The sequence below is a fragment of the Shinella sp. S4-D37 genome, from assembly GCF_040812195.1.
In the GTDB taxonomy this organism is placed as follows: Bacteria; Pseudomonadota; Alphaproteobacteria; order Rhizobiales; family Rhizobiaceae; genus Shinella.
In genome coordinates this window covers 53,603-77,987 of sequence record NZ_JBFNXL010000004.1, presented here as the reverse complement: position 1 = coordinate 77,987, position 24,385 = coordinate 53,603, and the positions used below count along the sequence as shown (strand labels likewise).

General features: G+C 67.2%; 25 protein-coding genes. 3 read left to right on the top strand and 22 right to left on the bottom strand.

The annotated features are described in order from the left end of the window. Positions 1–8: 8 nt before the first annotated feature. The 8 genes from AB3G45_RS07215 to AB3G45_RS07180 all read right to left on the bottom strand — a co-directional run bounded on the left by AB3G45_RS07215 (position 9) and on the right by AB3G45_RS07180 (position 7,758). Positions 9–707: a metallophosphoesterase gene (locus tag AB3G45_RS07215; protein ID WP_367829941.1), complete on the bottom strand. Its 699-nt coding sequence runs from the start codon at positions 705–707 to the stop codon at positions 9–11. A gap of 153 nt (positions 708–860) precedes the next feature. Continuing rightward, entirely contained in the window at positions 861–1,475 is a 615-nt protein-coding gene (locus AB3G45_RS07210) for a thermonuclease family protein (protein WP_367829940.1), read from the bottom strand. A gap of 134 nt (positions 1,476–1,609) precedes the next feature. Beyond that, positions 1,610–2,491: a dihydrodipicolinate synthase family protein gene (locus tag AB3G45_RS07205; RefSeq protein ID WP_367829939.1), complete on the bottom strand. Its 882-nt coding sequence runs from the start codon at positions 2,489–2,491 to the stop codon at positions 1,610–1,612. Positions 2,492–2,517: 26 nt separating this feature from the next. Continuing rightward, positions 2,518–4,137 carry an ABC transporter ATP-binding protein gene (locus AB3G45_RS07200; protein ID WP_367829938.1) on the bottom strand — a complete coding sequence of 540 codons (1,620 nt, stop codon included), beginning with the start codon at positions 4,135–4,137 and terminating at the stop codon, positions 2,518–2,520. Further along, positions 4,130–5,053: an ABC transporter permease gene (locus tag AB3G45_RS07195; protein ID WP_367829937.1), complete on the bottom strand. Its 924-nt coding sequence runs from the start codon at positions 5,051–5,053 to the stop codon at positions 4,130–4,132. The genes AB3G45_RS07200 and AB3G45_RS07195 overlap by 8 nt, the downstream gene beginning before the upstream one ends. 10 nt (positions 5,054–5,063) lie before the next feature. Beyond that, entirely contained in the window at positions 5,064–5,978 is a 915-nt protein-coding gene (locus AB3G45_RS07190) for an ABC transporter permease (protein ID WP_367829968.1), read from the bottom strand. An 88-nt stretch (positions 5,979–6,066) separates the two neighbouring features. Then, the gene (locus AB3G45_RS07185) at positions 6,067–7,566 is read right to left on the bottom strand and encodes an ABC transporter substrate-binding protein (RefSeq protein WP_367829936.1); all 1,500 of its coding nucleotides are present in this window, start codon (positions 7,564–7,566) and stop codon (positions 6,067–6,069) included. Between the two features lie 27 nt (positions 7,567–7,593). Then, positions 7,594–7,758 (bottom strand): hypothetical protein, encoded by a 165-nt coding sequence (locus AB3G45_RS07180; protein WP_367829935.1) that lies wholly within the window; start codon positions 7,756–7,758, stop codon positions 7,594–7,596. Positions 7,759–7,946: 188 nt separating this feature from the next. On the opposite strand from AB3G45_RS07180, the gene AB3G45_RS07175 reads away from it, so the two are divergent. From AB3G45_RS07175 to AB3G45_RS07165, 3 genes are read left to right on the top strand one after another with little or no spacing between them, the layout of a single operon-like run. After that, positions 7,947–9,143: an exo-alpha-sialidase gene (locus tag AB3G45_RS07175; RefSeq protein ID WP_367829934.1), complete on the top strand. Its 1,197-nt coding sequence runs from the start codon at positions 7,947–7,949 to the stop codon at positions 9,141–9,143. Next, on the top strand, positions 9,140–10,096 hold the full coding sequence (gene pdxA / locus AB3G45_RS07170) for a 4-hydroxythreonine-4-phosphate dehydrogenase PdxA (protein ID WP_367829933.1): 957 nt from the start codon (positions 9,140–9,142) through the stop codon (positions 10,094–10,096). Before AB3G45_RS07175 ends, pdxA begins: the two co-directional genes overlap by 4 nt. Positions 10,097–10,100: 4 nt before the next feature. Beyond that, complete coding sequence (locus tag AB3G45_RS07165; protein WP_367829932.1) at positions 10,101–11,219, top strand: iron-containing alcohol dehydrogenase; 1,119 nt, start codon at positions 10,101–10,103, stop codon at positions 11,217–11,219. Positions 11,220–11,392: 173 nt separating this feature from the next. On the opposite strand, the gene AB3G45_RS07160 is transcribed toward AB3G45_RS07165, so the two are convergent. The 14 genes from AB3G45_RS07160 to AB3G45_RS07095 form a co-directional block, all read right to left on the bottom strand. Next, a complete protein-coding gene (locus AB3G45_RS07160; RefSeq protein WP_367829931.1) occupies positions 11,393–12,094 on the bottom strand; it encodes a FadR/GntR family transcriptional regulator in 702 nt (233 codons plus the stop codon). 3 nt (positions 12,095–12,097) lie between these two features. Then, complete coding sequence (locus AB3G45_RS07155; RefSeq protein ID WP_367829930.1) at positions 12,098–13,126, bottom strand: four-carbon acid sugar kinase family protein; 1,029 nt, start codon at positions 13,124–13,126, stop codon at positions 12,098–12,100. A gap of 102 nt (positions 13,127–13,228) precedes the next feature. Further along, positions 13,229–15,328 (bottom strand): molybdopterin cofactor-binding domain-containing protein, encoded by a 2,100-nt coding sequence (locus AB3G45_RS07150; protein WP_367829929.1) that lies wholly within the window; start codon positions 15,326–15,328, stop codon positions 13,229–13,231. Further along, a complete protein-coding gene (locus AB3G45_RS07145) occupies positions 15,325–15,801 on the bottom strand; it encodes a (2Fe-2S)-binding protein (protein WP_367829928.1) in 477 nt (158 codons plus the stop codon). The genes AB3G45_RS07150 and AB3G45_RS07145 overlap by 4 nt, the downstream gene beginning before the upstream one ends. 25 nt (positions 15,802–15,826) lie before the next feature. After that, the gene (locus tag AB3G45_RS07140; RefSeq protein WP_367829927.1) at positions 15,827–16,870 is read right to left on the bottom strand and encodes an alpha/beta hydrolase; all 1,044 of its coding nucleotides are present in this window, start codon (positions 16,868–16,870) and stop codon (positions 15,827–15,829) included. Between the two features lie 40 nt (positions 16,871–16,910). Then, entirely contained in the window at positions 16,911–17,243 is a 333-nt protein-coding gene (locus tag AB3G45_RS07135; protein ID WP_367829926.1) for a cupin domain-containing protein, read from the bottom strand. A 9-nt stretch (positions 17,244–17,252) separates the two neighbouring features. Continuing rightward, positions 17,253–18,257: a zinc-binding alcohol dehydrogenase family protein gene (locus tag AB3G45_RS07130; RefSeq protein ID WP_367829925.1), complete on the bottom strand. Its 1,005-nt coding sequence runs from the start codon at positions 18,255–18,257 to the stop codon at positions 17,253–17,255. 32 nt (positions 18,258–18,289) lie between these two features. After that, the gene (locus tag AB3G45_RS07125) at positions 18,290–19,168 is read right to left on the bottom strand and encodes a 3-keto-5-aminohexanoate cleavage protein (protein WP_367829924.1); all 879 of its coding nucleotides are present in this window, start codon (positions 19,166–19,168) and stop codon (positions 18,290–18,292) included. Continuing rightward, complete coding sequence (locus AB3G45_RS07120; protein WP_367829923.1) at positions 19,168–19,929, bottom strand: SDR family NAD(P)-dependent oxidoreductase; 762 nt, start codon at positions 19,927–19,929, stop codon at positions 19,168–19,170. The genes AB3G45_RS07125 and AB3G45_RS07120 overlap by 1 nt, the downstream gene beginning before the upstream one ends. 3 nt (positions 19,930–19,932) lie before the next feature. Next, positions 19,933–20,859, bottom strand: a complete 927-nt coding sequence (locus AB3G45_RS07115) for a dioxygenase (protein ID WP_367829922.1) — start codon at positions 20,857–20,859, stop codon at positions 19,933–19,935. 83 nt (positions 20,860–20,942) lie between these two features. Then, positions 20,943–21,986, bottom strand: a complete 1,044-nt coding sequence (locus AB3G45_RS07110; protein WP_367829921.1) for a branched-chain amino acid ABC transporter permease — start codon at positions 21,984–21,986, stop codon at positions 20,943–20,945. Beyond that, positions 21,986–22,864 (bottom strand): branched-chain amino acid ABC transporter permease, encoded by an 879-nt coding sequence (locus AB3G45_RS07105; RefSeq protein WP_367829920.1) that lies wholly within the window; start codon positions 22,862–22,864, stop codon positions 21,986–21,988. Before AB3G45_RS07105 ends, AB3G45_RS07110 begins: the two co-directional genes overlap by 1 nt. Positions 22,865–22,876: 12 nt before the next feature. Continuing rightward, the gene (locus AB3G45_RS07100) at positions 22,877–23,605 is read right to left on the bottom strand and encodes an ABC transporter ATP-binding protein (RefSeq protein ID WP_367829919.1); all 729 of its coding nucleotides are present in this window, start codon (positions 23,603–23,605) and stop codon (positions 22,877–22,879) included. Further along, entirely contained in the window at positions 23,605–24,351 is a 747-nt protein-coding gene (locus AB3G45_RS07095; protein ID WP_367829918.1) for an ABC transporter ATP-binding protein, read from the bottom strand. Before AB3G45_RS07095 ends, AB3G45_RS07100 begins: the two co-directional genes overlap by 1 nt. Positions 24,352–24,385: the final 34 nt, after the last annotated feature.

Genomic DNA, 24,385 nt, shown 5'->3' with positions numbered 1-24,385 from the left:
ATGAACGCCTAGAGGAAGACGGCACCGGTCTCCGTCAGTTTTGCGGCCGTGAGGCGGCCGGTCGCGTAGCATCCGGTATCGACACAGATCCGCCCCCGGGCGACCACCGGTTCGACATTCGCCGTGTGACCGTGGATCACGGTGAGGGGCAGGTTCGGCCCCTCGGCAAGGAAGGGCTCGCGAATCCACAAGAGATCCTCCTCCGTCTGCTCATCGAGCGCGACGCCGGGGCGGATGCCGGCATGCACGAAGAGCTGGGCATCGTGGAGGGCCAGAAGCGGGAGCTGCTCGAGGAAGCGGATGTGCCTTGCGGGGATCGTTTCCTCGAGAAGAGCGGCAATGTTCAGGAAATCGCGCCGCCGCCTGGAATTGGCAAGGTGGCCGAGCCCGTATGAGCGCAGGGTGGCATCGCCTCCGAAATCCAGCCAGGCGATATTCTCGGCCGGCCGCTTCAGGAACCGGAGAAACGCGTCGTCGTGGTTTCCGCAAAGCGCAATCCGCTCGATGCCGTCCGGATGGCCGGCCTCGGACAGGTGTTGGAGAACGGCCTCGGACGCCGGGCCGCGATCGACATAGTCCCCCAGATAGACGATGAGCGGCCTTTCAGCCTTCGTCGCGGACACATCCTCGCGAATTCTCGCCTCGAGCGCCAGGAGTGCGGTGTAGCAGCCATGGATGTCGCCGACGGCGTAAATCTGCTTTCGCACGGGCGTGATCGCGATCCGCGCTCGCCGCGGCATCGTTTCCGGAGTATCGGGACCGGGACGGCGGAAAATGCGACGGAGGAGTGATCTCATGCGGCCCGCGGGCCGGCACGAAGGGCCGGCTTTGGAAACATGCTGAAGTCGCAAGGATACATTCTACCGCCTCCGGGCCTTGCAACGCCCTTCGGCGCGGCACCCGGCATCAATCCACAATCCCGCCTTGCTTGCAATCGCCTCCTGCTGCCGGGCCGCAAGACGCGGTCTTGCAGCCCATCCAGCCCCCTTCGAGACGATCGTTTCCGCAAGGTCGACCTCGCCGATCGCGCAGGTAACGAAGACGACCGTCCCCAGCCGGAAATCCTCCAGGCAGCGAAGCGCCCGGTTCATGATGAGCCTTCGCAGGAAGAGGCGGGCCTGCTGGCCGCAGGCGACGGGGCTCCCGCCGTCCCGGCGGCACAATTGCCTCGGATCGGCGGCCACCACATCCGACAGGACATAGAGGTGGCCTGCGTCCCGGAACGAGGCGCTGTCGAAGGTCTGGACCCGGTTCGTCGGGCGCAGGATGAAGCGCCCGACTTTCTGCTCGCCTTCGATCCTTTCGAAGGCCTGCTTCCTCGGGTCGATGCGGACCGGCCTGTCGGTCCATAGCGGATCGGACGATACCAGGCCGGGACGAAGCCCTTCCGCCTGGGACCGGGGCGCAAGAAGCGCCAGGACCAGAAGAGCCGCGACGGGAAGGATATTGCCGCCGTTCCGCACGAAGGCGCGCATGCGCCGTCCCCTCTTTTGAGAACAAAAGGTCGCCCGTGCCTTCGTAATGTATTTTCCACGTTGTACGCAACATGCCGCCGCAACGATCGGCTGCAAGCGTTACTCCGCGTGCAGCCACCGGATCGTTGGGCGCCTCAAAGCAGCGCGTATCGCCGCAGGATTTCCGCGATCCGGCCGTCCTGCTCGTCATTCGGCAGCAGGGCCGGCTGGCGGCTGGCGCCGACGGAGGCGTCCTGCAGGTAGAGGGCGCGCTTGACCATGGCGGGGGCGAAGCCGAGCGCATAGAGATCGGTGCGGAAGGCTGCGAAGGTCGCCTGCTCTTTTTCCGCCCCGGCGAGATCGCCCGCATTGAACCCCTTCAGGATGCCGGAAAGGACATGCGGCATGGCATTGCCGAGGCCGGAAATGCAGCCGGCGGCGCCGTTCTGCAGCGCCCACAGCACCAGGTGATCAGGGCCGGAATAGACCTCGAAGCCCTCGACCTCTTTCGCCACCTGCAGATAGGCTTCCAGCGTCTCCTTCGCGCCGCCCGAATCCTTGATGCCGGCGATATTGCCGTGGCCGGCCAGCTTTCGGGCGGTTTCCGGCTCGATGTGGTTCTGCGTGCGGGCCGGAATGTCGTAGAGGTAGACCGGCGTCTTCACCGCGTCCGCCACCGTCGAGAAATGGCGGATCAGGCCGTCCTGCGTGCAGGCGATGAAGAAGGGCGTGATCACGGCGATGCCGTCGACGCCGATGCGGTCGAATTCACGCGCCAGCTTCACGGTCTCGAAGGTGGCGGGCATGCCGGCATTGACGATCACCTTGACGCGGCCGCCCACCTCGTCGACCACCTCCTCCGTCAGGCGCACCTTCTCCTCGAAGGTCAGCGCCGAGAAATCGCCGTTCGTGCCGGCGCACATGATGTTGTTGCCGGCCGCCACCTGGCGGCTTACCTGGGCGCGCGTGGCCTGGTAGTTGATGGTTTCGTCCGCGTTGAAGCAGGTTACGAGGGCCACGAAGGCTTGCTTGCTCATGAAATCTTCCTTTGGGTCGGGCGCGCTTACGAGACGCGTTGAAGGCGGGCGGCGCGATGGGCGGCCTGGACGTCGGGATCGGGGTCGAGGCCGGCGGAAAGCAGCGCGCGGGTATAGGCCTGCCGCGGCGCTTCGAACACCTCGCGCACGGTGCCGAACTCGACGATATTGCCCTTCTGCATGACCATGACATGGTCGGCGAAGTCGCGCACCACGGGCAGGTCGTGCGCGATGAAGATGAAGGCGATGCCCATTTCCTTGCGCAGCCGGTCGAGCAGCGCGATGACCTGCGCCTGCACGGAAACGTCCAGCGCGGAAACGGCCTCGTCGCAGATGATGAGCTGCGGTTCGAGCGCCAGGGCGCGGGCGATGGCGATGCGCTGGCGCTGGCCGCCGGAGAACTGGTGGGGATAGCGCCTCATATGCTCGGGGCCAAGCCCCACCTGCACCAGGAGTTCGGCGACGCGCTCGTGCCACTTCGCCCTGGGCAGGATATCCGGATGGATGACCCAGGCCTCGGAAATGAGCTGGTAGACCGTCATGCGCGGATTGAGCGACTGCGTCGGGTCCTGGAACACCATCTGAAGGTCGCGGCGCAGCTTGTAGAGCTCGGCGGGCGACATGGTGAAGAGGTCGCGGCCCTTCCAGTGCGCGGTGCCGCCGTCCGGTTCGTCGAGCCGGAGCAGAATGCGCGCCAGCGTCGACTTGCCCGACCCGCTCTCCCCGACGACGGCCATGGTCTCGCCGGGCATGAGATCGAAGGAAACCCCTTTCAGGGCCTCGAAGGAACCGTAGCGCTTGCGCACGTCGCGCACGCTGAGGACGGGGTCCGCCCGGTCGGCCGGCTCATGCATGGCGCCCTTGCCGGGCGCGGCGGCGATGAGCTTCTTCGTATAGGGATGCTGCGGGTTCCTGTAGACCTCGCGCACCGTGCCGGCCTCGACCAGCACGCCCTTCTCCATCACCACCACGCGGTCGGCGACCTCGGCGACGACGCCGAGATCATGCGTGATGATGAGAACCGCCATGCCGGTCTCCTGCTGCAACTCCTCCAGCAGAGCGAGCACCTCCGCCTGCACGGTGACATCGAGCGCCGTGGTCGGCTCATCGGCGATGAGGAGATCGGGGCGCAGCGCAAGGGCCATCGCGATCATGACGCGCTGGCGCTGGCCGCCGGAGAATTCATGCGGATACCTGGCGAGCGCCCGCTCCGGCTCGGGAATGCCGACGCGCGTCAGGAGACGCAGCGCCTCGGCTCCGGCGGTGGCGCCGTCCGTGCCGTGCGCGGTCAGCGCCTCGCGGATCTGCCAGCCGACCGTATAGACCGGATTGAGATGGCTCAGCGGGTCCTGGAAGATCATGGCGATGCGCCGGCCGTTCACCGCGCGCCGCGCATGCAGCGGCATCTTCAGGAGGTCGACGCCGTCGAGCAGAATCTCGCCGCCGCTGATGCGACCCGGCGGCATGTCGATCAGGTTCATGATCGCCGAGGAGGAGACGGACTTGCCGGAGCCGCTTTCGCCGAGGATCGCCAGCGTCTCGCCGCGGTCCAGATGGTAGGAGATGTCGCGCACCGCCTTCACCACGCCGGCAGCGGTGTGGAACTCGACGGACAGGTTGCGCACTTCGAGGAGATGGTCAGCCATTCTTGCGACCCTTCATTTCGAGGCGCCAGCGCTGCACCGGATCGAGCGCGATGCGCAGCCAGTTCGACAGGAGGTTGAGCGACAGGGTGGTGAGGATGATTGCGAGCCCCGGCCAGAAGGACAGCCACCACGCATTGGTGAGATATTGCCGGCCCTGCGAGATCATCAGGCCCCAGGTGATCTCCGGCGGCTGGATGCCGATGCCCAGGAAGGAGAGCGCGCTTTCGGCCAGCATCACATAGGCGAAGTCGAGCGTGGCGAGCGTCGTCAGCGTCGGCAGCACCACGGGCAGGATATGGCGGAAGAGGATGCGCCTGTTCGACGCCCCCATCACGCGGGCCGCCTGCACGAACATGCGCTCGCGGATCTCCAGCACCTCGGCCCGCGTCGTGCGCAGGTAGACCGGGATACGGGTGATGGCGAGGACCAGCATCAGGTTGAGGATCGACGAGCCGAGGATGTAGAGCACGATGACCGCGATCAGCAGCGACGGGAAGGACATGATGACGTCCGCAAGGCGCATGATCACCTGGTTGACGCGCGGCGCGGAAAAGCCGGCGACAAGCCCGAGCACGGTGCCGACGACGGTGGACAGCGCGACCGCGCCGGCGGCCACCATCAGCGTGTTCTGCGTGGCGACGACGATGCGCGCGAGGAGCGGCCGGCCGAGCGCGTCGGCGCCCATCCACCACACCCAGCCGCGCTCCCAGTCGAAGGGCGCCGCGTTACGGCCGCGAAGGTTCTGCTTGGTCGCAAGGTCCCCGAGCCAGCTTGGCCCGACGATGGCGAAGACGAGGATCAGCACGAGGAAGATCGCCGCGCAGAGCGCGAACTTGTCGGCAAGCAGCATGCGGAACAGGCGCCTGGCGACATGCGGCTCTTCGGCAGGCAGGATATCGGACGTCTGCAAGGTCATGGCCGCCTCCTCAATGCCGGATCCGCGGATCGAGCAGCGCATAGGCAAGGTCGATCAGGAGGTTCATGAGGAAGATCGCGAGCGCCGTGACGAGGATCGCAGCGAGCACCACGTTGAAGTCGCGTTGCAGGATGGAATCGATCATCAGCTTCCCGACGCCGGGAAAGCCGAAGATCGTCTCGACGATCACCGCGCCGTTCAGGAGGCTCGCGGCCTGGTCGCCGATGACGGTGATGACCGGCAGCATGGCGTTGCGCAGGGCGTGCACGAAGATGATCGGTCCCGACCGGACGCCCTTGGCCCGCGCGGTCTTGACATAGGCCGACGACAGCGCGCCGATCATGGAGCCGCGCACCACCTGGACGATGATGCCGAACGGGCGGATGAACAGCACGGCGATCGGCAGGACCCAGTGGAGCAGCGAGCCGGTGCCCGAGGTCGGCAGCCAGGCGAGGTTCACGGAGAAGACGACGATCGCGACGATCGCCACCCAGAAATCGGGGATCGACGCGCCGAGCAGCGAGATGACGGAGGACAGGCGGTCGAAGAAGCCGCCGGCGCGGAAGGCGGCGAGCGAACCGACGACGATGGCGGCACCCGTCACCAGGGTCATGGTGATGACGGCAAGCCAGAGCGTCCAGACGAAGGCCTCCAGCACGACATCGAGCGCCGGACGGGCCTTGCGCAGGGATTCGCCGAGATCGCCCGTCATGACATCGCCGACGTAGCGGGCGAACTGCATCAGCAGCGGGTCGTTCAGGCCATGCAGCTCACGGAACTGCGCCTTCATCTCCGCGGACGCCTCGACCGGCAGGAAGAGCGCCGCCGGATCGCCCGTCAGGCGCGAGAGGAAGAAGACCATCACGATCAGCCCGACGAGCGAGATCAGACTGGCCACGGCGCGTTTTCGAACGAATTTCAGCATGGCGTCCTCGGGAAAATCGGGCGGCGGGATCATCCCGCCGCCCTGACTGTTGTTGTGGCTGGCAAATGCCGGCTTCGCCAGGACAAGTCTACTTGATCTTGATCTCCGAGAGCTGCAGCGTCCCGTTCGTCGCCATGGTCGGCTTGAAATCGAGCCGTTCGGAGACCCGCGAGAATCCGACCATGTGGAAGAGCAGGACGTCTGCAACGACCTCGTCATGCACATAGGCGATCGTTTCCGACCAGAGCTTGGCGCGCTCGTCGCCGACGGCCGCCGAGGCGCGCTTGATCAGGTCGTCGACCTTGGGATCGGAGAAGCCCGACTGCGTCCCTTCGGTCGCGTATTTGAAGAACATCGAGAACGACGGGTCACCCTTGGAATTGTCGTGCATGGCGGCGACGAGCTGCGGGCCGCGGCCTTCCTTGAAGGGCTTGGAATAGTACTGCTCGTGCTCGGCGACCTCGACGAACTTCAGCTCGACCGTGAAGCCGACTTCCTGCAGCTGCGCCTGGATGGCTTCCATGATCTCGGTGACGTTCGGGAAGTTCGCCGAACGGGCGATGATGGTGATCGGCGTATCGACCTTCACGCCGTCGGCCCTGGCTTCCTCAAGCAGTTTCTTCGCCCCTTCCGGATCGTAAGGGAAGACCTTGACGTTGGGGTTCCAGCCAAGCGTCGGCGGCGGCACGATGGCCGTGGCGAGCAGCGCGCCGTCGGGAACCAGCGTGCCGAGGAAGGCCTGGCGGTCGATGGCGACGTTGAGCGCACGACGGACGCGCACGTCGTTCAGCGGCTCGATATTGTGGTCGATGCGCAGATAGACGGTCTCGCTGTCGAGATAGGAAAAGTCGGTGGCCGGATTGGTCGCGTCGAGCTGCGCGATCGACGGCGAGAGGTCGGCCTCGCCGGTCTGGACCATGGCGGCGCGGACGGACGGATCGGCGCGGAAGAGGTAGGTCGCTTCCGTAACGTCGGGCTTGGCACCCCAGTAGTCGTCGCGGGCCGTCAGCACGATCTGCTGCCCCGGCGTCCAGTTGGTGAGCTTGTAGGGGCCTGTGCCGACGGGCTCGCGAACGAATTCCAGCGGCGTCTCCTCAGGCACGATGGTGACGAGCGACATCAAGAGCGGCAGGATCGGCTGGACCGGGTCGGCCTTGAAGTCGACGGTGAAGTCGTCGACGACAGCGGGCGTCACGGTCATGCCGCCGAAGTAGCGGCGCGATTCGCAGGCGTTCTTGTCGCTCATGATGCGATCGAAGCTGTGCTTGACGTCCTTCGCGTCGAAGGCCGTACCGTCGGAGAACTTGACGCCCTCGCGCAGATGGAAGCGCCAGCTGCCGTCGGCGTTCTGCTCCCATGTCTCGGCAAGGCGCGGCATCACGCCCTTGTCGCCGCGAACGTCGAGTTCCGTCAGCGTCTCGCTGACATTCTGCAGGATGACGCGGCCGATATTGGAACGGGTCGCCATGCAGGGCTCGAGCAGGTCGGCCTCCTCGGGCAGCACGATCTTGATCGGCCCCGCGCCGGCAAAGGCGGGGGACAGAGCGGAGCCCAGCATGAGGGCACCCAAAACAAGCATTCTCTTCACGGCATTTCCTCCCTGGTGAAATCGTGTTCAGGCGGTTGTCGGCTTTCCGGATCGCGCGGCGAATGCCCTCACGCCGACGAGGGCGCGCATGACGGCCGCGAAGATCACGGCCATGGTCGCGGTCCGGGGGTTGCCGGCGTCCGGCATGAAATCCTCCTCCCCGGCATCCTCCTGCCGGCTTGCCCAGACCATCCACTTTTCGCATAAGTTTGTCAAATTAATTTCCGATGTAAATTTAATTACGACCTATTCGCATATTTTTACATATATAAACCAATGTATTAGATCACACAAAAAATCAGGCTGCGGAAATCAGTAACATTCTAAAACTTGACAACTTTGTAATTTCAGTGATCTTCAACCTCATACAGGAGGAGCCAATGGACCCCGAGGAAATCGCCCGTCGCATGAATGGCCAGCTTCAGAGCGTGTCGCCCGGGCGCGACGAGGCGCTGCTGGCGTCGCCGATGATCCAGAATCACGCCGCGTTCCTGCACCGGCTCGACGATGGCGCACTCGCCTGCGCCTGGTTCGGCGGCACGCTGGAAGGCAAGTCGGACATTTCGATCTTCGCCTCGGTGCTGCCGAAAGGCGCATCCGCCTGGGGCCTGCCGCAGCGCCTGAGCTTCGACCCGGCGCATTCGGAGCAGAACCCGGTATTCTTCACCGCGCCGGATGGCAGGCTCTGGCTCTTCCACACCTCGCAGCCCTCGGGCAACCAGGACGAATGCCGGATCCGCATGGCCGAGATCCGCCGCGGCACAGATGCCTGCGTCCTGAATGCCGAAGAAGGCCGCTACCTCGACCTGCCGCGTGGCTGCTTCGTCCGCGCGCCGCTGGTGGTGCGCGAAGACGACGGCGCCTGGCTGCTGCCGATCTTCCGCTGCGTCCAGCGCCCCGGCCAGAAATGGAACGGCAGCCACGACACCGCCGCCCTCGGCATCTCCACGGACGGCGGAAAGACCTGGCGGCTCGAAGAGCTTTCCCGCTCCACCGGTTGCGTCCACATGTCGCCGGTGGCCCTGGGCGGCGGACGCCTCGCCGCCTTCTTCCGCCGGCGCCAGGCCGATTTCGTCTACCGGACGGAAAGCCAGGACGGCGGGCAATCCTGGTCCGCACCCGCGGCGAGCGACGTGCCGAACAACAATTCATCCATCGCCGTAATCCGCCTGGACGACGGGCGCGTCGCGATGATCTGCAATCCGGTCAGTGCCGCCCAGTCGGCGGACCGCCGCGCCTCGCTCTACGACGAACTCGGCGAGAGCGACGATCGCCCGGATGCCGACCCCGCGGGGGGCTGCGTTCCGGTCTGGGGCGTCCCGCGCGCACCCGTCGCGCTCTGCCTTTCGGCGGACGGCGGCAACACCTTCCCCGTGCGGCTGCTCGTGGAGGACGGGCCTGGCACCTGCCTCTCCAACGATTCGACCGACGGCCGGAACAAGGAAATGTCCTATCCCTGGCTGCTGGCGGAGGCGGACGGCACCCTCCACCTCGCCTACACCTATCACCGGCGCGCAATCAAACATGTCCGCCTGGCCCCCGGCTGGGAACACGCCGACACACGGAGACTTTCATGAGCAGCATCATCGGCATCACCATGGGCGACCCCTGCGGCGTCGGCCCGGAGATCTCCGTGCGGGCGCTGGCCGGCATGACGCCGCAGGAGCGCGCGACGATCCGCATCTACGGCAACCTTCCAACGCTCGAAGCGGCGCGCGAGGCCCTCGGCGTCACGGTCGACCTCGCGCCGCACGTCGTGGACCTGCCCATCGAGGGCGCGCCGCTCGCCTGGGGGCAACTCAGCCCCGTCGCCGGCGACGCGGCCTTCCGCTTCATCGAGAAGGCGGTGCGCGATGCGCAGGCCGGCACCATCGGCTGCATCGTCACGGCGCCGATCAACAAGGAAGCGCTGAACCTTGCCGGTCACCACTATGACGGCCATACCGGCATGCTGCGCAGCCTCACCGGTGCAAAAGCGGCCTATATGCTGCTCGCCTCCGACCGCCTGAAGGTCATCCACGTCTCCACCCATGTCGCGCTGCAGGAGGCGATCCGCCGCTCGACGACGGAGCGGGTGCTGGCCACCATCCGCGCCGGCGACGCCCACCTGAAGCGCATCGGGTACACGGCGCCCCGGATCGCGGTCGCCGGCATCAATCCCCATTGCGGCGAGAACGGCCTGTTCGGCACGGAGGACGACGACCAGATCGCGCCCGCCGTCGCGGCCGCCCGCGCGGAAGGCATCGACGCCTACGGGCCGATCTCCGCCGACACGGTGTTCTACCGCGCTTATGCCGGCGCCTTCGATCTCGTCGTCGCGCAATATCACGACCAGGGACATATCCCGGTCAAGCTCGTCGCCTTCGACACCGCCGTGAACGTCTCCGTGGACCTGCCGATCGACCGCACCTCGGTCGATCACGGCACGGCCTTCGATATTGCCGGCAAGGGCATCGCCGACCACGGCAACATGAATTCCGCCATCGCCTACGCCCGCAAGCTGGTGTCGGGCGCCGCCAAGCGAGGATGACGCCATGACCATCGCCCCCATCACGCTCCACCAGCCCCGCCGGCTCGCCATCGGCGCGGGTACGATCGGCGAGGTCGGCGCCTGGGCCGCCGACGCCGCCTCGGTCCTGGTGATCGCGACGCCCGTCACCGCCGGCTTCGTCGACCGCCTGAAGCATGCCGGCCGCCTCGCCGTCTTCGACGCGATCCCCGGGGAACCCGACACCGCCACGCTCCACGCTGCCCTCGAAGCCGCGCGCCGGCACAAGCCGGACCTCGTCGTCGGCCTCGGCGGCGGCTCGGTCCTCGACGTCGCCAAGCTCGTCGCCGTGCTCTGGGACGGCGAACAGACCCTTGCCGACGTCGCCGGCCCCAACCGGGTCGCCGGCCGCCGCACGCGCCTTGCCCAGGTCGCCACCACGGCCGGCACGGGCTCGGAGGCCGGCATCCGCTCGCTCATCACCGATCCCGGCAAGGGCAACAAGATCGCGGTCGAAAGCCCGCACATGATCGCTGATCTCGCCGTGCTCGATCCGGAACTGACCTATTCCGTGCCGTCGGCCGTGACGGCGGCGACGGGCGTCGACGCCATGGCGCATTGCGTGGAGGCCTTCACCAATCGCCGCGCGCACCCGATGATCGACGGCTTTGCCCGCATGGGCTTCCGCCTCGTCGGCAAGTATCTTGCGCGCGCCGTGCGCGACGGCACGGACACGGAAGCGCGCGAAGGCATGATGCTGGCCTCCTACTATGGCGGCATCTGCCTCGGGCCGGTCAACACCGCTGCCGGCCATGCCATCGCCTATCCCCTCGGCACGCGCCTTCGCCTGCCGCATGGCCTGGCGAACGCCGTCATCTTTCCGCACGTCCTCGCCTTCAACCAGCCCGTTGCGGCGGAGAAGACGACGGAGGTCGCGGAAGCGCTGGGTCTCGGCGGCGGCCTTGCGGCGGCAGGCCTGCGCGACGCCGCGCGCGGCTTCTGCCGCGACCTCGGCATCGAGATGTCGCTGGCCGCCCACGGCGCGAAAGCGGACGACCTGCCGCTCTATGCCGGCGAAGCGCACGCCAACCGCCGCCTGATGGACAACAATCCCGTCGACATGAGCGTGGAAGACGTGCTCGCCATCTATCGCGCGGCTTTCTAGAGCATTTCCGGTAAATTCCGGCTCACCAGAAATGCTCTAGATTCTTGTTTTTACCGCATTATCCGACGCCGAAGCGATCTCGCTTCGGCTGGAAATGCTCTAGAACAATCCCGGTAAAGGCACGAAACGGCTTAAGGCCCTGAAAACCCTGGCTCTGCCGGGGTTTTGCACGTCTACTTCGTCGCCTGGAACAGACGGTCCCGCGAGCCGGTCAGGTGCTCGTGCATGAGTTGCCGCGCCCGCGCACCGTCACGGGCGGAGATCGCCTCGGCGATCGCCTCGTGCTCCGCGAAGACCCGGGCAAGGCCGGCCGCCTCGCGCTTCACGGAGGCGCCGTGAAACCGCATGCCGACGGCGATATGGTCCTTCAGCGCCTCCATGGCGGTGAAGAAATAGCTGTTCTGCGCGGCGCGGGCGATTGCCAGATGGAACTGAAAGTCCGCATCCTCCCGGTGGGATTGCCGGTTGGTGGCGTCCCGCATCAGTTCCAGCGCCTGGCGGATCGCGGCCAGCGCGCCGGCATCATGGCGCTCGGCGGCGGCGGCCGCGGCCGCCGGCTCGACGGTCAGGCGGAACTCGTAACAGTTCAGGAGGTCGGCGACATTTTCGAGCTGCCCGAAGCCGAGCGGCTCGCGCATGCCGACGGCGCGAACGAAGCTGCCCGCCCCGCGCCGGGAATAGATGAAGCCCTGCTCGCGCAGCCGCCGCAGAGCTTCCCGGATGATCGGCCGCGACACTTCGAACTCGATCGCCAGGTCATGCTCGGTCGGCAGGCGCTCGTCCGGCTTGTATGCACCGGACTTGATGGCACGGTGCATGCGCTCGAAGACGAGGTCGCCGAGGCTTCTGCGTGCTGTTCCGTTCTCCAGTCCCATCTCTTACCCTGTCTTGCGGCGCAGCCGGCCCGCGATCTCTCTCAGCGTATCCGGCGGCCCAAATCCTCCCGATTTGGCGATAATGCAATGTCCTTTGGCGTGCGCCAAGCCCAGCCCCGGCAGGCATTCGCCAAGCAGGCGGAAACGCGCGATCCCCATTTTCCCAAGGACGGCTTCCGCCGTCGCGCCGCCGGAAAGAAGCAGCACCGAGGCCGCATCCGTCAGGTCCGGACAAACGCTCTCGGCAAGCGCCTGCGAGACCTCTTCGGCAGTTGCCGCGCCTTCGCCCGGCACCGCCTGCACCAGGGTCAGCAGCCCGTCTTCGGCGCCTGCCGCACCGAGGCGGCCGTTCGGCGCCGGCAGGTAGCGCAGGGCACTATCGTCGCGCAGCGCCGCGACCTGCGCAAGGGTGATCGGATCGCGCGATCCGATCACGAACAAGGCCGGGCCTGCGGGGATTTCCGCCGCCCGCGCCGGCGCCTGCCCGCCCATTCGCGCGGCAAGCGCCTCCGCAAGGCCGCGCGCGCCGACGAGAAGGTCGATACCCGTCTCGTCCGCCCGCGCAAGCCAGGGGCCGATCTCGCTCTGGCTTGCGATGTCGGGGATGGTTGCGCGGGCCGCATGGCGCCCGAGCCTTTCGGCGACGGGAATGGGCGTATCGACCCCGAAGCCCGTCACGCAGCCGTCCGCGACGATCCGCTCGAAGGTCGGGATCGCCGGCACCACCAGGGCCGCCGCATAGGAAAACGCATCGAGTTCGTCCGCAATGTGCCCCTTGAGGCGCGAATCGACCTTCTTGAAGAGACGCGTACCTGCCGGCAGCGCCGCGAGCGCGGCCTCCGCCTGCCGCCGCGCGGCCCGCGCGTCGATCTCCCGCGACGCGAGATTGATCGACAGGACCTGCGGCGCCTCGCCGAGCGCCTCGCCGATGGCCGCCGCCGCCAGGGCCACCTCGACATGCATGCCGCGCGCCGCGAACGGCGCGGCGGTATCCAGCGCCCCCGTCAGATCGTCGGCAAGAATGGCCAGCATCACGCACCTCAGATATTGTTGTTATCTTTATAATGACATTTCACATTGAAATACCAGCATTATCGTCGATAACATTACAAATATCCAGGGCGCCGATGCCTGTCAGGCTCCCATGAGCACGGCGACCAGCCGGTCCCGTGTCAGCGGCAGGTCGCGCATCCTCAGGCCGAGCGCCCGGGACACGGCATTCCCGATGGCGGCGGCCACAGGCCCCTGTGCCGCCTCGCCGGCGCCCAGCGGCGGGCGTGCCGGGTCGATGACGAACCGCGTCTCGATCTCGGGCAGTTCGGAGAATTTCAGGATCGGATAGGCGCTCCAGTCGAAGGCCGGCACGCGGTCGTCCTCCACCTTCACCGCCTCCTTGAGCGTCCAGCTCGCCGCCTGGATGGCTCCGCCCTCGATCTGGCTGCGCGCGCCCTGCGGGTTGATGACGAGGCCCATATCGGCGTAAAGCCACAGCCGCTCCAGCCTGACCGCCTCGTCCACCGAGACCTCGGCGACGGCGGCAAGCCAGGCGCCCTTGTTCTTGTAGCGGGCGGCGGCGATGCCGAGCGCCCGCCCCTCGCCGGCCGGACGGCTGCCGGGCCAGCCGCTCATCTCGGCCGCCCCTTCGAGAACGGCGCGGCAGCGCGCGTCACTGAGGTGGCGTAGCCGGAAGTCCAGCGGATCGACCCCGGCCAGGTCCGCCAGCTCGTCCATCGCACATTCGATTGCGAAGACGTTGAGATGCGCGCCCAGCGACCGCAGCGAGGAGGTGCGGATGCGGCTGCCCGTCTCCAGCCGGACGGACACCTGCTGGCCCGGGAAATCGTAGATCGCCACCGCGTTTCGCGCGGCCCCGCCGCCGGCGGCATCGGGCAGGTCCTCGACCCTCGCCGGCAGGCGGGCGCTGTCGAGCGCTTCGGCCGAGCTGAGATTGACATGGCCGCCGAAGCCCGGGCGCTGGGCATGCGGCGCGCTCACCACCGACAGGCTCCACGACACCACCCGGCCGGCGGCGTCGACCCGCGCCGCTACCCCGGTCGACATGGCCGTCCCCAGCGGGCCGCGACCGAGCTCGTCTTCGCGCGACCACAGGATGCGCACCGGCCGGCCCGGCATTTCCAGCGCGACGATGGCCGCGTCGAGCGCCGCATCGTCGGCGCCGTTGTGGCCGTAGCAGCCGGCGCCGTGCGCATGGACGACGCGCACCGCGGAGGATTCGAGCCCGAGGCATGCCGCGATCTGCGCGCGGAGCGGGAAAATCCCCTGCGAATGGCTCCATACGGTCAAGCGGCCGGCATCGAACAGGGCGAGCGCGCAGGACGGGCCGATCGACGCATGCGCGACATGCGCGCGCGAATACCGCACGTCGATGCCGCCCTTGCCGGCCGACGGCGCCGCCGATCCGAGCCGGGTGACCGTCTCGCCCGCCGTTTGCGCCGGCTGCCAGAGGCCGGGCAACTCCTCCCAGGCGGTGAATCTTTCCGCCTCGGCATGGGCGGCGTGAACGCCGTATTCGTCCGGCCCGACGAGGGCGAGGAAGTCGTTCCTGCGCAGGACCGTGAGGCCGGGATGGCGACGCTCCAGCCAGGCTTCGTCGACGTTGGCGAGGCGGGCGAGCCGGAACGGCTGCCGGACGACACGGGCATGCAGGAGGCCCGGCAGGGAAAGATCGTGGATGAAGCCGGCACCGGCGCGCTTCTGCGCCATGTCGATGCGCGGATGGCTGGCGCCGATGGCGCGGTCGCGCCCGGCGGGCCGCACGGGCACATTCCCGCCGACAGGCTGCCGCCAGTCGACATCGGATGCGAGCGACCAGAAGTCGAGCCTCGTCGGCGCGCCGTCGACAAGGATGCTCCCGTCGCGGCAGGACAGGCGGGCGTCTTCGGCGCCGAGGCGGGCGGCGGCGGCGCCGAGCAGCGCCGCGCGCGCCTGCGCCGCAGCCAGGCGGATCGACGCACCCGAGACCTCCACCGACTGGCTGCCGGCGGTAATGCCCTCGTCCGGCGACCGGTCGGTATCGCAAGGGACGAGCGCGACCAGCGCGGGATCGACAGGCAGTTCGTCGGCGGCGATCTGGGCAAGGGCCGTGAGGATGCCCTGGCCGAGCTCGACCTTGCCCGAGCGGATGCCGACGACACCCGGCGCATCGAAGGAGACCCAGCACCCGAGTTCCGGATTGTCGCGAAGGCTCTTCGGCAGCACGTTGTCCACGGTCATGCCTCCCCGCCGAGACGGGCCGCGGCGCGTGCGACGGCGCGCAGGATCCCGCCATGCGCCCCGCAGCGACACAGATGCCCGTCGAGCGCGGCGAGGATCGCCGCGCGGCTCGGCCGGCCCTCTGCCTTGAACAGCGCGTGGAGGCGCATCAGGATGCCGGAGATGCAGTAGCCGCACTGGCCGGCCTGCTCGATCTCGAAGGCGTCGAGCAGCACCGCCCCGACGGGATCGTCCCCCAGCCCCTCGGGGGTCGTCACCTCTGCCCCGGCCAGCGCGGAGACCGGCAGGGTGCAGGCATGGCGCGCCTGCCCGTCGACGCTCACCACGCATGCGCCGCACTGCTCCAGCCCGCAGCCGAAACGGGTCGCCTTGAGGCCGAGCCGGTTCCGCAGCACGAAAAGCAGCGGCTCGTCGCCGGCACCGTCCACCTGCGTCGCCAATCCGTTGACCCGGAACGAGATGGGAGAACGCATGGTCTTTCCTCCGCGGCGGGCGGCCCTAAGCCCCCAGCCGCTCCGCCAGCCAGTCGGCGACGAGCGGGCGGTACAGCCAGGGAATGTTGTTGCAGACATGGTTTCCGGCGGCAAAGACGTGCAGTTCCGCCCCCGCCCGGCAGATATCGGCGCATTTCTGCGCCTCCGACGGCGGGAAGATCCTGTCGCGGCCGCCATGCAGGACGAGCGCCGGAACCGCGATGCCCGCCAGGGTGAAGCGGCCGGCGCGCGTCACGACGTCGTCACCGCCGAGCGCGAAGGTCATGTTGTCCTGGTAGACCTTCGGCAGGGTCGGCCAGAGCGCCCCGAGATCGTGGAAGCCGTTGATCGAGACCACGGCCGCAAGCCCCTCCAGCGCCGCCGCGGCCCGCAGCGCCAGGAAGCCGCCGAAGGCCATGCCGACCAGGCCGACGGCGCCCGACAGGCCCGGCCGCCCCGCGATGGCCTCGATCGTCGCGGCGATGGCCGGGGCGATATCGGCGCGCAAGGGGCCATGGGACCGGCCCTCGCCCTGCCCCGGGCCGTCAAGCGACAGCGTCGCCATGCCGCGACGAAGGAAATGCCCTTCGAACGCCGGGAACTCCTCCTTGGTGGAATCCGAGCCGGGAACGATCAGCGCCAGCGGATGTGGCCCCGCCCCGTCCGGCCGGCGGAGATAACCATGCAGCACGCCGCCTTCGAACGGCACCGCGATGGGTTCGCCGGGCGGCGCCAGCAGCGGCGCGGCCTTTCGGAACGCCGCCACCTTCAGCGCCGCGACGCGCGCCTTCGCGTCAAGGTCGTCGAAAGCCATGAACTGGCCGAAATGGTAGAACAGGCTGGCACGGGCGAAAGCCTCGCCGGCGGTGATCCAGCGCCCGCGCGCAAGCGCCGCCTCGCCCAACGCGGCATGGCGGTCGCCTTCGGCGCTCCAGGCCGCAAGCCAGTTCTCCCAGGTGCCGGCGCTGTCGATCACCGCCCTTGCCGTCGCCGACGGGATGCCGGCGACCTCCATGCGCGGCAGCCAGTGTTCCATCACGCTGAGCAGCCTGTTCTCAGTCCCGTTCATTCCCTGTCCTTCCGGGGTCGCCGCATTCCGGTCGTCGGTTTCAGGTCGGCATTGCGAGAAGGATCGAGGCCGGCGCATTGGTGCGGTTGACCAGCGCGCGCGCCTCGCCCGGCGCCAGCCGGCAACTGTCGAGCACGCCGAGCGTGACGGCGGTATCGACGGTTTCGACTGTCACCTCACCGGCGACGACGATGTAGATCTTCTCCATCGCCGCCGCCTTGAGCGAGGTGCGCCCGCCCGGCAGGAGATGCGACAGGCCGATCCAGATCGCATCCGTCGCCGTCGCCTCCTTGCCCTGCAGGCGCAGGCAGCGCATGTCGTAGTGTTCGGGCGCCTCATAGGGCTTCGCCTCGCTGTAGCGGGTGACCTGCATGGTGCCTCCTTACGGCTTGAGCAGCACCCGCTCGGGCGTTCCGCGCAGCACCGAGGCATAGGCCTTCGCAGCGTCCTTGAGGTCGTAGCAGCAGTCGGGGTTGATCGGGAACGGCTTGAGCAGGCCCTCCTCGAACTTCAGCTTCAGCCGGTCGAAGATCCGCGCGCCGTCGACGGAGGACAAAGCCAGCGTGTCGATGCCGATATATTTGTGGCGTCCGCGGAAGAAGTTGAAGATGTCGAAGGGCACGGCGCGGTCGAAGGTCGAGATGAAGATCTGCCGCGCCTGCTTGGCCATCGCCTTGTTGGCGATCTCGAAATAGGGGCTGCCCACCGTGTTGAAGACGATATCGGCGCCGTGGCCGCCGGTCATGTCGCGAACGACGGCGGCGACATCGTCAACGGCGCTGTTCAGCATCGTGACCGGGCCGTTGGCGTGGCCCCGCAGCGGCTGCCCGTTGTATTCGACGGCGAAGACCTTGGCCCCGGCCATGGTGGCGAGCTGGATCGCCGCCTGCCCGACCTTGCCGTTGCCGCCGCAGACGAGGACGACGTCGGTCGGCTGGGCGCCGCCGGCCTCGCGCAGGCCCTCATAGGCGGTGATGAACGGCACGCCGACCGACCCGGCCTCCTCCATGGAAAAATTCTTCGGCTTGGCGCGCACGGCCTTCTGGTCGAGCACCATCCATTTGCCATGGCTGCCATCCTGGCTGATGCCGAGCTCACCGCCGCCGCCCCAGACCTCCATGCCGATCATCTGCGAGGGGCCCTCGCGCACGATGCCGCCGAAGTCGCGGCCCGGTATGCGCGGCCAGATGGCATGCGGCATGTGGCCGAGCGAGGCCTTGACGTCGCTGGGATTGACCCCCGCCGCCACGATCTCGACCAGCACCTGGCCGGGGCCGGGGCGCGGTACGGCCACCTCGACCACATCGATCAGGAGGTTGTCGAGATCCGGCGACGTCTGGGAAACCCTGAGGGCATTGCCTGCCTTGGCGCTTGCTTGAATGTTCATCTCTTCCGTCTCCTTTGCTTCAGCTGCGCCGGTCAGGCCGCAAGCCCCAGGATTTCCCTGGCCTCCGACGGACCGGCAATCTGCCCGCCGAGTTTCTCGATGAGGTCGCGGGCGCGCTCCACGAGCTCGCCATTGCCCTTCGCCAGTACGCCCTTGGCGATGTAGGAATTGTCCTCCAGCCCGACGCGGACATGCCCGCCGAGCAGGTAGGCCTGCATCGCCATCGGGAACGACATGCGGCCGACGCCGAAGCCCGTCCAGACGGCGTCGCGCGGCAGCATGCGCGCGGCGGTCGCCATGACGTCCGTGGTGGAGGGAAAGCCGTATTTGACGCCGGTGACGATGGTGAACATCGCCGGCGACGTCAGCACGCCGGCCTTCATCAGGTCCTGCGCGAGCACGATATGGCCGGTATCGAAGACCTCCAGCTCCGGCTTGGAGCCGGCCGCGTTGATGAGGTCGGCCATGATCTTCACATTGTCGGGCGTGTTGATCACCACCTCGTTGCCGAAGGTCATGGTGTTGAGGTCGAGCGTGGCGATGTCGGGCTTCAGCGCGGTGATGTGCTCGACGCGCTTTTCCGGCCGCATCAGCGTCGTGCGCGGGCCGGCCACCGCCGGGTTCTCGTCGCTCGGATGGTAGCGCCCGCCCGGCCCCGTGGTCACGTTGAGGATCAGGGCACTGTTCTTCGCCCGGATACGCTCGACCACCGCGCGGTAGTGCTTCAGCTCCATCGAGGGCTTGGCCGTCTCGGGGTCGCGCACATGGATGTGGGCGATGGCCGCCCCGGCATCGGCCGCCTCCAGGCAGGCATCGGCGATCTCCTCCGGCGTCACCGGCAGGCCGGGGTGGTTTTCCCGCGTCGTCAGGTTGCCGGTCACGGCGCAGGTGATGATGACTTTCGGCTGCATTACAGGTGCCTTCCCCCATCGACGACGATCCGGCTGCCGGTCGAGAATTTCAGGTGCGTGGCGCAGGAGACGATCGCCTCGGCGACGTCCAGCGGGCTGGTGATGCGCTTCAGCGGGGTCGTCGCGGCGACCTTGTCGGAAAATTCCTTGCCGCGGCCAGGCACGAACTGCGTGTCGACGGCCCCGGGCGACACCGCCATGACCCGGATCTCGGGTGCGAGCGCCCGGCCGAGCGAATTCGTCATGATGTCGATGCCCGCCTTCGCGCCGCAATAGGCGACATTCGAGCCGATGCCCGTGAAGGCGGCGATCGACGAGACGTTGACGATCAGGCCGTCGCCGCTCGCCTTCAGCGCCGGCGCGAAGGCGCGGATCGTGGCGAAGACGCCGCGCCAGTTGTTGATGAAGATGCGGTCGATCATCGCGTCGGTCAGGGCATCGAGGTCGCCATGCGCCACCGGTTCGGTGACGCCGGCCGTGTTGACCAGGATGTCCACCCGGCCGAGCCTTTCCAGCACTCCATCCCGGAACGCCTCGATCGTCGCGGTCTCCTCAATGGAGACCGGCAGCGCGACATGGCCTTCGCCGGCCAGTTCGCCGACGATCTCCTCCGCCTTCTGCCTGCCCGAACGGTAGCCGACGACGACGGTGGCACCGGTGGCGGCGAGCATCCGGCAGGTCTCGCGACCGATGCCGCCGGAGCCCCCGACGACGACGGCCACCTTGCCCACAAGCGGATGACGGGAGTCTTGTGCAGCCATGGCTCAGCTCTTCTTTCCCGAAATCGGCGGGACAGGGAGCGTCGATGTGCCGGCCACCAGCTTGAAATCGTATTCGCAGGTGTAGAAAGGCAGGCTCGCATCCGGATAATCGGGATGCGGCTCGGTATGCATGACGAAGTTGCCGACGATCTGCTGCTTGGCGCCGAACACGACATCCGCCGCCAGCGCCTCGGGCGTGTCGGAGAAGATCTGCGTGATCAATGTCTTGTGCCCCGGCGCGGAAACGATGAAATGGACATGCGCCGGCCGCATCGGCTCGCGGTTCTGGGCCCGCAGCAGCACGCCCACCGGACCATCGGTCGGAACGGGATAGCCCGCCGGCTTGACCGAGCGGAAATGATAGCGGCCATCGGCCTCGCTCGTGAACTTGCCGCGAAGATTGCAGTCCTCCTGGGTTTCGTCCTGGTTCTCGTAGAGCCCCACGGGCGACGCCTGCCACACGTCGAGCACGGCGCCTGCGACCGGCGCGCCGTCGGTCCCGATCACCCTGCCGGAGAAGAAAAGCGGCGCGCCGGGCGTTTGCGAGCGGGCGATGCAGTCGCCGTTGGCACAGACCGGCGCATCGCCGCGATAGAACGGCCCGAGCAGCGCCGACATCGTCTCGCCCTGCATGCCGTCATTGTTGATGAGGTCGATCAGCGTGGATGCGCCGAGCACATCGGCGGCGAGCACCACCTCGTTGTGGAACTCGTTCGTCCGCTGGCCGATCTTGACGATCCAGCGCAGCGCATATTCGAATTCCGCCTCCGTCAGGCGCGTCTCGAGGATGAAGCGGTGGAGATGATCCACCATGGCGGTCATGATTTCCTTCAGCCGCGGATCGGCGGTGTCCGCCATCGCCGCAAGCACGGTGGGCGTGACGTCGGCTTCCTTGGTGATGAGCCTGGGGCCGGTGCTGACATAGTCCATTTCGTCCTCCACTGCGTTCATGCGTCCATGGGAGAGGCCGCGCCTTGCCGGCCTGCGGATGCGGGTGTTTTCCGGTGGGATGCCTAGTCCCAGTTGAGGATGCGGGGCAGCTTTCCGCTTCTGGCGAGGGTTCCGACCAGTCCGAGCGGGAAGAAGATCAGCCCGATCGCCATCACCAGGCCGGTGCCGAGGATGTTGATCTCGGACGCCCCCATCGTCGCGACGAAGAGCTCGTTGAGGGCGACGATCAGGATCGCGCCGATCACCGGCCCGGCAATCGTGCCCTTGCCGCCGAGGATGCACATCAGCACCATGTTCGCCGAGATCAGGATGAGCAGGAAGATGTTCGGCCGGAGATAGGTGAGGTACTCGCCCCACACCGCGCCCGCCATGCCGACGAAGAAGGCCGAGAGGGCGAAGGCCGCCACCTTGTAGAAGCGCGTGTCGATGCCGGCGCTCTCCGCCTTGATCTCATCCTTGGAGAGCGCGCGAAGGCCGAGGCCGAACTTCGAGTGCTTGATCTTGTAGGCCGACCACACGGTGAAGGCCGCGATACCCAGCATCGCATAATAGTAAGGCACCTTGGCCCACTGCACCGACAGGTCGTTCGGCGGCAGCGTCAGGCCGTTGGCGCCGCCGATGAAATGCCAGTTGTCGAACAGGATGCGGGCGATCATCAAAAGGGCGATCGACGAGATGATGAAGCTCGGGCCGCGCACCTTGAGCGTGACCATGCCGACGCCATAGCCGAGGATAGCCGCGACGAGACCGGCGAGCGGCGCGGTGAGCAGCGTGGAAATGCCGTAGCGCGCCAGGAGCATGCCGGAGAAATAGCCCCCGACGCCGAAGAACACGGCATGGCCGAGCGAGACATAGCCGGCAAAGCCGCCGAGGATGTTCCAGCCCGAGGCCATGGCGACATAGGATGCGGTGAACAGCACCAGATGCAGCACGTAATTGTAGTTGCCGGTGAACTGCAGCAGCGGCAGCGCGGCGAGCAGCGCGAGCAGGGCCAGCGGGAACCACGTCGCCCGGGTCTGGTCGGCCTTGCGCGACAGTTTCTCGTTGTGGGCGCGGCGCGCCTCGATCACGGCGCCGGCGCTGGAATCCTGAAGGGTCACGGCCATCACGCCATCTCCGGTTTTTCGCCGAACAGCCCCTGGGGCCGCACCAGCAGAATGATGAAAAGGGCGAGGAAGAAGGTCAGCGTCGACCAGGTGGCCCCGATCCAGGTGCCGACGAAGGCGGCGATGACGGACAGGACGAGCGCGCCCACCACCGTGCCGAGGATGCTGCCCATGCCGCCCAGCACCACCACCGACATCAGCATGGCGATCCACTCCCAGTGCTTGGCCGGGAAGAAGCTGAACACGAAGCTGACCAGCGATCCGGCGGCGCCGGCAAGGCCGATGCCGATGGCGAAGGCGAGCACGCTGATGAACTGCACGTTGACGCCGAGGAGTTCGGCCGCCTCGCGGTTCTGCGTCGTGGCGCGGATGGCATAGCCGAGCCACGAATATTTGAGGAAGAGGGACAGCGCCGCGATGATCGCCAGCGAGACGAGGCCGGCATAGAGCTGCCCCTTGGGGATGAAGACGTCGCCGATGAAGAAGGCGGCGGTGGCGTAGTCGGGCGACGTCACCCGCTGCGTGTTGGTGAAGAGGCCGCCGAGCAGCCCTTCCACCATCATCGCCAGCGCGAAGGTCAGCAGCACCGTCATCTCGGAATATTTGGCGCTTCTCGCCTCGCGCTGGAACAGCAGCCGGTAGAGCACCACGCCGACGGCGGCCATGGTGACGGCGGCGACGGGCAGCATGGCGATCGGATCGAGGCCGAACCTCTTGAAGGCCAGATAGGCGATGTAGGCCCCGCCGATGATCAGCGCGGGATGGGCGAGATTGACGATGCGCATCACGCCGAAGACCAGCGACAGGCCGGAGCCCATGAGGGCGATGACGCCGCCGAGCGCCAGGCCCAGGATCAGTATCTGCAATATCTCTGCCATGTCTTTTCCTCGTCAGGCGGCCTTCCTGCCGCCGAGGTAGAGTTCCTGGATGCGCGGATCGGCCAGCACCGTGGCGGCCGGGCCTTCGAAAAGCGTCCGGCCGAGATCGAGCACCACGCCCCAGTCGGCGTTCTTGAGCCCCATCAGCGCGTTCTGCTCCACGAGGAGCACGGTCACGCCTTCCGCCGACATCATCTTCATGATGTCGAACATCTCCTGGACGACCTTCGGCGCCAGGCCGAGCGACGGCTCGTCGAGCACGACGATATCGGGCTTGATGATCAGCGTGCGGGCCATGGCGAGCGTCTGCTGCTGGCCGCCGGACATGGTGCCGGCATGCTGGTCGGCGCGCTCGCGAAGGATCGGGAAGCGCTCGAGGATGCCGTCGATGCGGCGCTCCAGCTCCTTCTTGTCATCGAGAATGAAGCCGCCCATGCACAGGTTCTCGCGCACGGTCATCTTGGCGAACAACGCGCGCTCCTGCGGCACGAAGCAGATGCCCTTGCGCAGGATCTGGTCGGGCCGCAGCCCGTTCAGCCGCTCGCCCTTGAGCACCACGTCGCCCTTGCGGATCGACAGCATGCCGCAGATCGCCTTGAGCAGCGTCGACTTGCCGGCGCCGTTCGGGCCGATGATGCAATGGACCTTGCCGGGCTCGACGGTCAGGTGCGCGCCGTCGATGATGGAAGGGCCGTCGCCGTAGCCGGCGGTGATGTTGGTGACTTCCAGAAGCTTCGTCATCAGGCCGCCTCGTCTTCCAGCACGCCGCCAAGGTAGGCGTCGAGCACCTGGGGATCCTTGCGCACCACGTCGGGCGTGCCGGTGCAGATGACCCTGCCGTGCGCCATGACCACGACCTTGTGCGAAAGGCGCATGATCAGGTCCATGTTGTGCTCGACGATCAGCACCGTCAGGCCCTTGTCGTTGAGGGCGCGGATATGGCCGATGATCTCCTCCATCAGCGACGGGTTGACCCCGCCTGCCGGCTCGTCGAGCAGGATGATCTTAGGGCCGGACATGAGAAGCGCGGCAAGGTCCATGAGCTTCTTCTGTCCATAGGAAAGGTTGTGGCCGTCCTCGTGGGCGATGCGGGTGATGCCGAGGAAATCGAGGATCGCCATCGCCTTGTCCTTCTCCTCCGGCGACATGGCCGGGCGGAACAGGCCGCGCAGGCCCTCCACCCGCGACTGCACGATGACGTTCTCGATCACCGTCATGTCGCCGAGGTTGCGCGAGATCTGGAAGGTGCGGCTGAGGCCCTTGGCCGTGATCCTGTGCGGCCGCAGATGGTCGATCCGCTCGCCGTCGAGCCAGACCTCGCCCGAGGTCGGCGCCGCCGTCCGGCTGATGCAATTGAACGCGGTGGTCTTTCCGGCGCCGTTCGGCCCGATCAGGGCGGTGATCGACCCCTTCTCGACCGTCAAGGTCACACCGTCGACGGCCCTGATGCCGCCGAAATGCTTACAGAGGTTCTTCACTTCCAGCATGCCCGTCTCCTCTTGCGGGTTACGCCGACAATGG

Coding starts and splice junctions, on each gene's coding strand:
- AB3G45_RS07115 (WP_367829922.1), bottom strand. CDS start 20,859: ATGGACTATGTCAGCACCGGCCCCAGGCTCATCACCAAGGAAGCCGAC.
- AB3G45_RS07125 (WP_367829924.1), bottom strand. CDS start 19,168: ATGCAGCCGAAAGTCATCATCACCTGCGCCGTGACCGGCAACCTGACG.
- AB3G45_RS07195 (WP_367829937.1), bottom strand. CDS start 5,053: ATGACCTTGCAGACGTCCGATATCCTGCCTGCCGAAGAGCCGCATGTC.
- pdxA (WP_367829933.1), top strand. CDS start 9,140: ATGAGCAGCATCATCGGCATCACCATGGGCGACCCCTGCGGCGTCGGC.
- AB3G45_RS07210 (WP_367829940.1), bottom strand. CDS start 1,475: ATGCGCGCCTTCGTGCGGAACGGCGGCAATATCCTTCCCGTCGCGGCT.
- AB3G45_RS07110 (WP_367829921.1), bottom strand. CDS start 21,986: ATGGCCGTGACCCTTCAGGATTCCAGCGCCGGCGCCGTGATCGAGGCG.
- AB3G45_RS07135 (WP_367829926.1), bottom strand. CDS start 17,243: ATGCAGGTCACCCGCTACAGCGAGGCGAAGCCCTATGAGGCGCCCGAA.
- AB3G45_RS07155 (WP_367829930.1), bottom strand. CDS start 13,126: ATGCTGGCCATTCTTGCCGACGATCTGACGGGGGCGCTGGATACCGCC.
- AB3G45_RS07130 (WP_367829925.1), bottom strand. CDS start 18,257: ATGAACATTCAAGCAAGCGCCAAGGCAGGCAATGCCCTCAGGGTTTCC.
- AB3G45_RS07180 (WP_367829935.1), bottom strand. CDS start 7,758: ATGGTCTGGGCAAGCCGGCAGGAGGATGCCGGGGAGGAGGATTTCATG.
- AB3G45_RS07145 (WP_367829928.1), bottom strand. CDS start 15,801: ATGCGTTCTCCCATCTCGTTCCGGGTCAACGGATTGGCGACGCAGGTG.
- AB3G45_RS07165 (WP_367829932.1), top strand. CDS start 10,101: ATGACCATCGCCCCCATCACGCTCCACCAGCCCCGCCGGCTCGCCATC.
- AB3G45_RS07200 (WP_367829938.1), bottom strand. CDS start 4,137: ATGGCTGACCATCTCCTCGAAGTGCGCAACCTGTCCGTCGAGTTCCAC.
- AB3G45_RS07095 (WP_367829918.1), bottom strand. CDS start 24,351: ATGCTGGAAGTGAAGAACCTCTGTAAGCATTTCGGCGGCATCAGGGCC.
- AB3G45_RS07140 (WP_367829927.1), bottom strand. CDS start 16,870: ATGAACGGGACTGAGAACAGGCTGCTCAGCGTGATGGAACACTGGCTG.
- AB3G45_RS07100 (WP_367829919.1), bottom strand. CDS start 23,605: ATGACGAAGCTTCTGGAAGTCACCAACATCACCGCCGGCTACGGCGAC.
- AB3G45_RS07105 (WP_367829920.1), bottom strand. CDS start 22,864: ATGGCAGAGATATTGCAGATACTGATCCTGGGCCTGGCGCTCGGCGGC.
- AB3G45_RS07120 (WP_367829923.1), bottom strand. CDS start 19,929: ATGGCTGCACAAGACTCCCGTCATCCGCTTGTGGGCAAGGTGGCCGTC.
- AB3G45_RS07150 (WP_367829929.1), bottom strand. CDS start 15,328: ATGACCGTGGACAACGTGCTGCCGAAGAGCCTTCGCGACAATCCGGAA.
- AB3G45_RS07205 (WP_367829939.1), bottom strand. CDS start 2,491: ATGAGCAAGCAAGCCTTCGTGGCCCTCGTAACCTGCTTCAACGCGGAC.
- AB3G45_RS07175 (WP_367829934.1), top strand. CDS start 7,947: ATGGACCCCGAGGAAATCGCCCGTCGCATGAATGGCCAGCTTCAGAGC.
- AB3G45_RS07190 (WP_367829968.1), bottom strand. CDS start 5,978: ATGCTGAAATTCGTTCGAAAACGCGCCGTGGCCAGTCTGATCTCGCTC.
- AB3G45_RS07160 (WP_367829931.1), bottom strand. CDS start 12,094: ATGGGACTGGAGAACGGAACAGCACGCAGAAGCCTCGGCGACCTCGTC.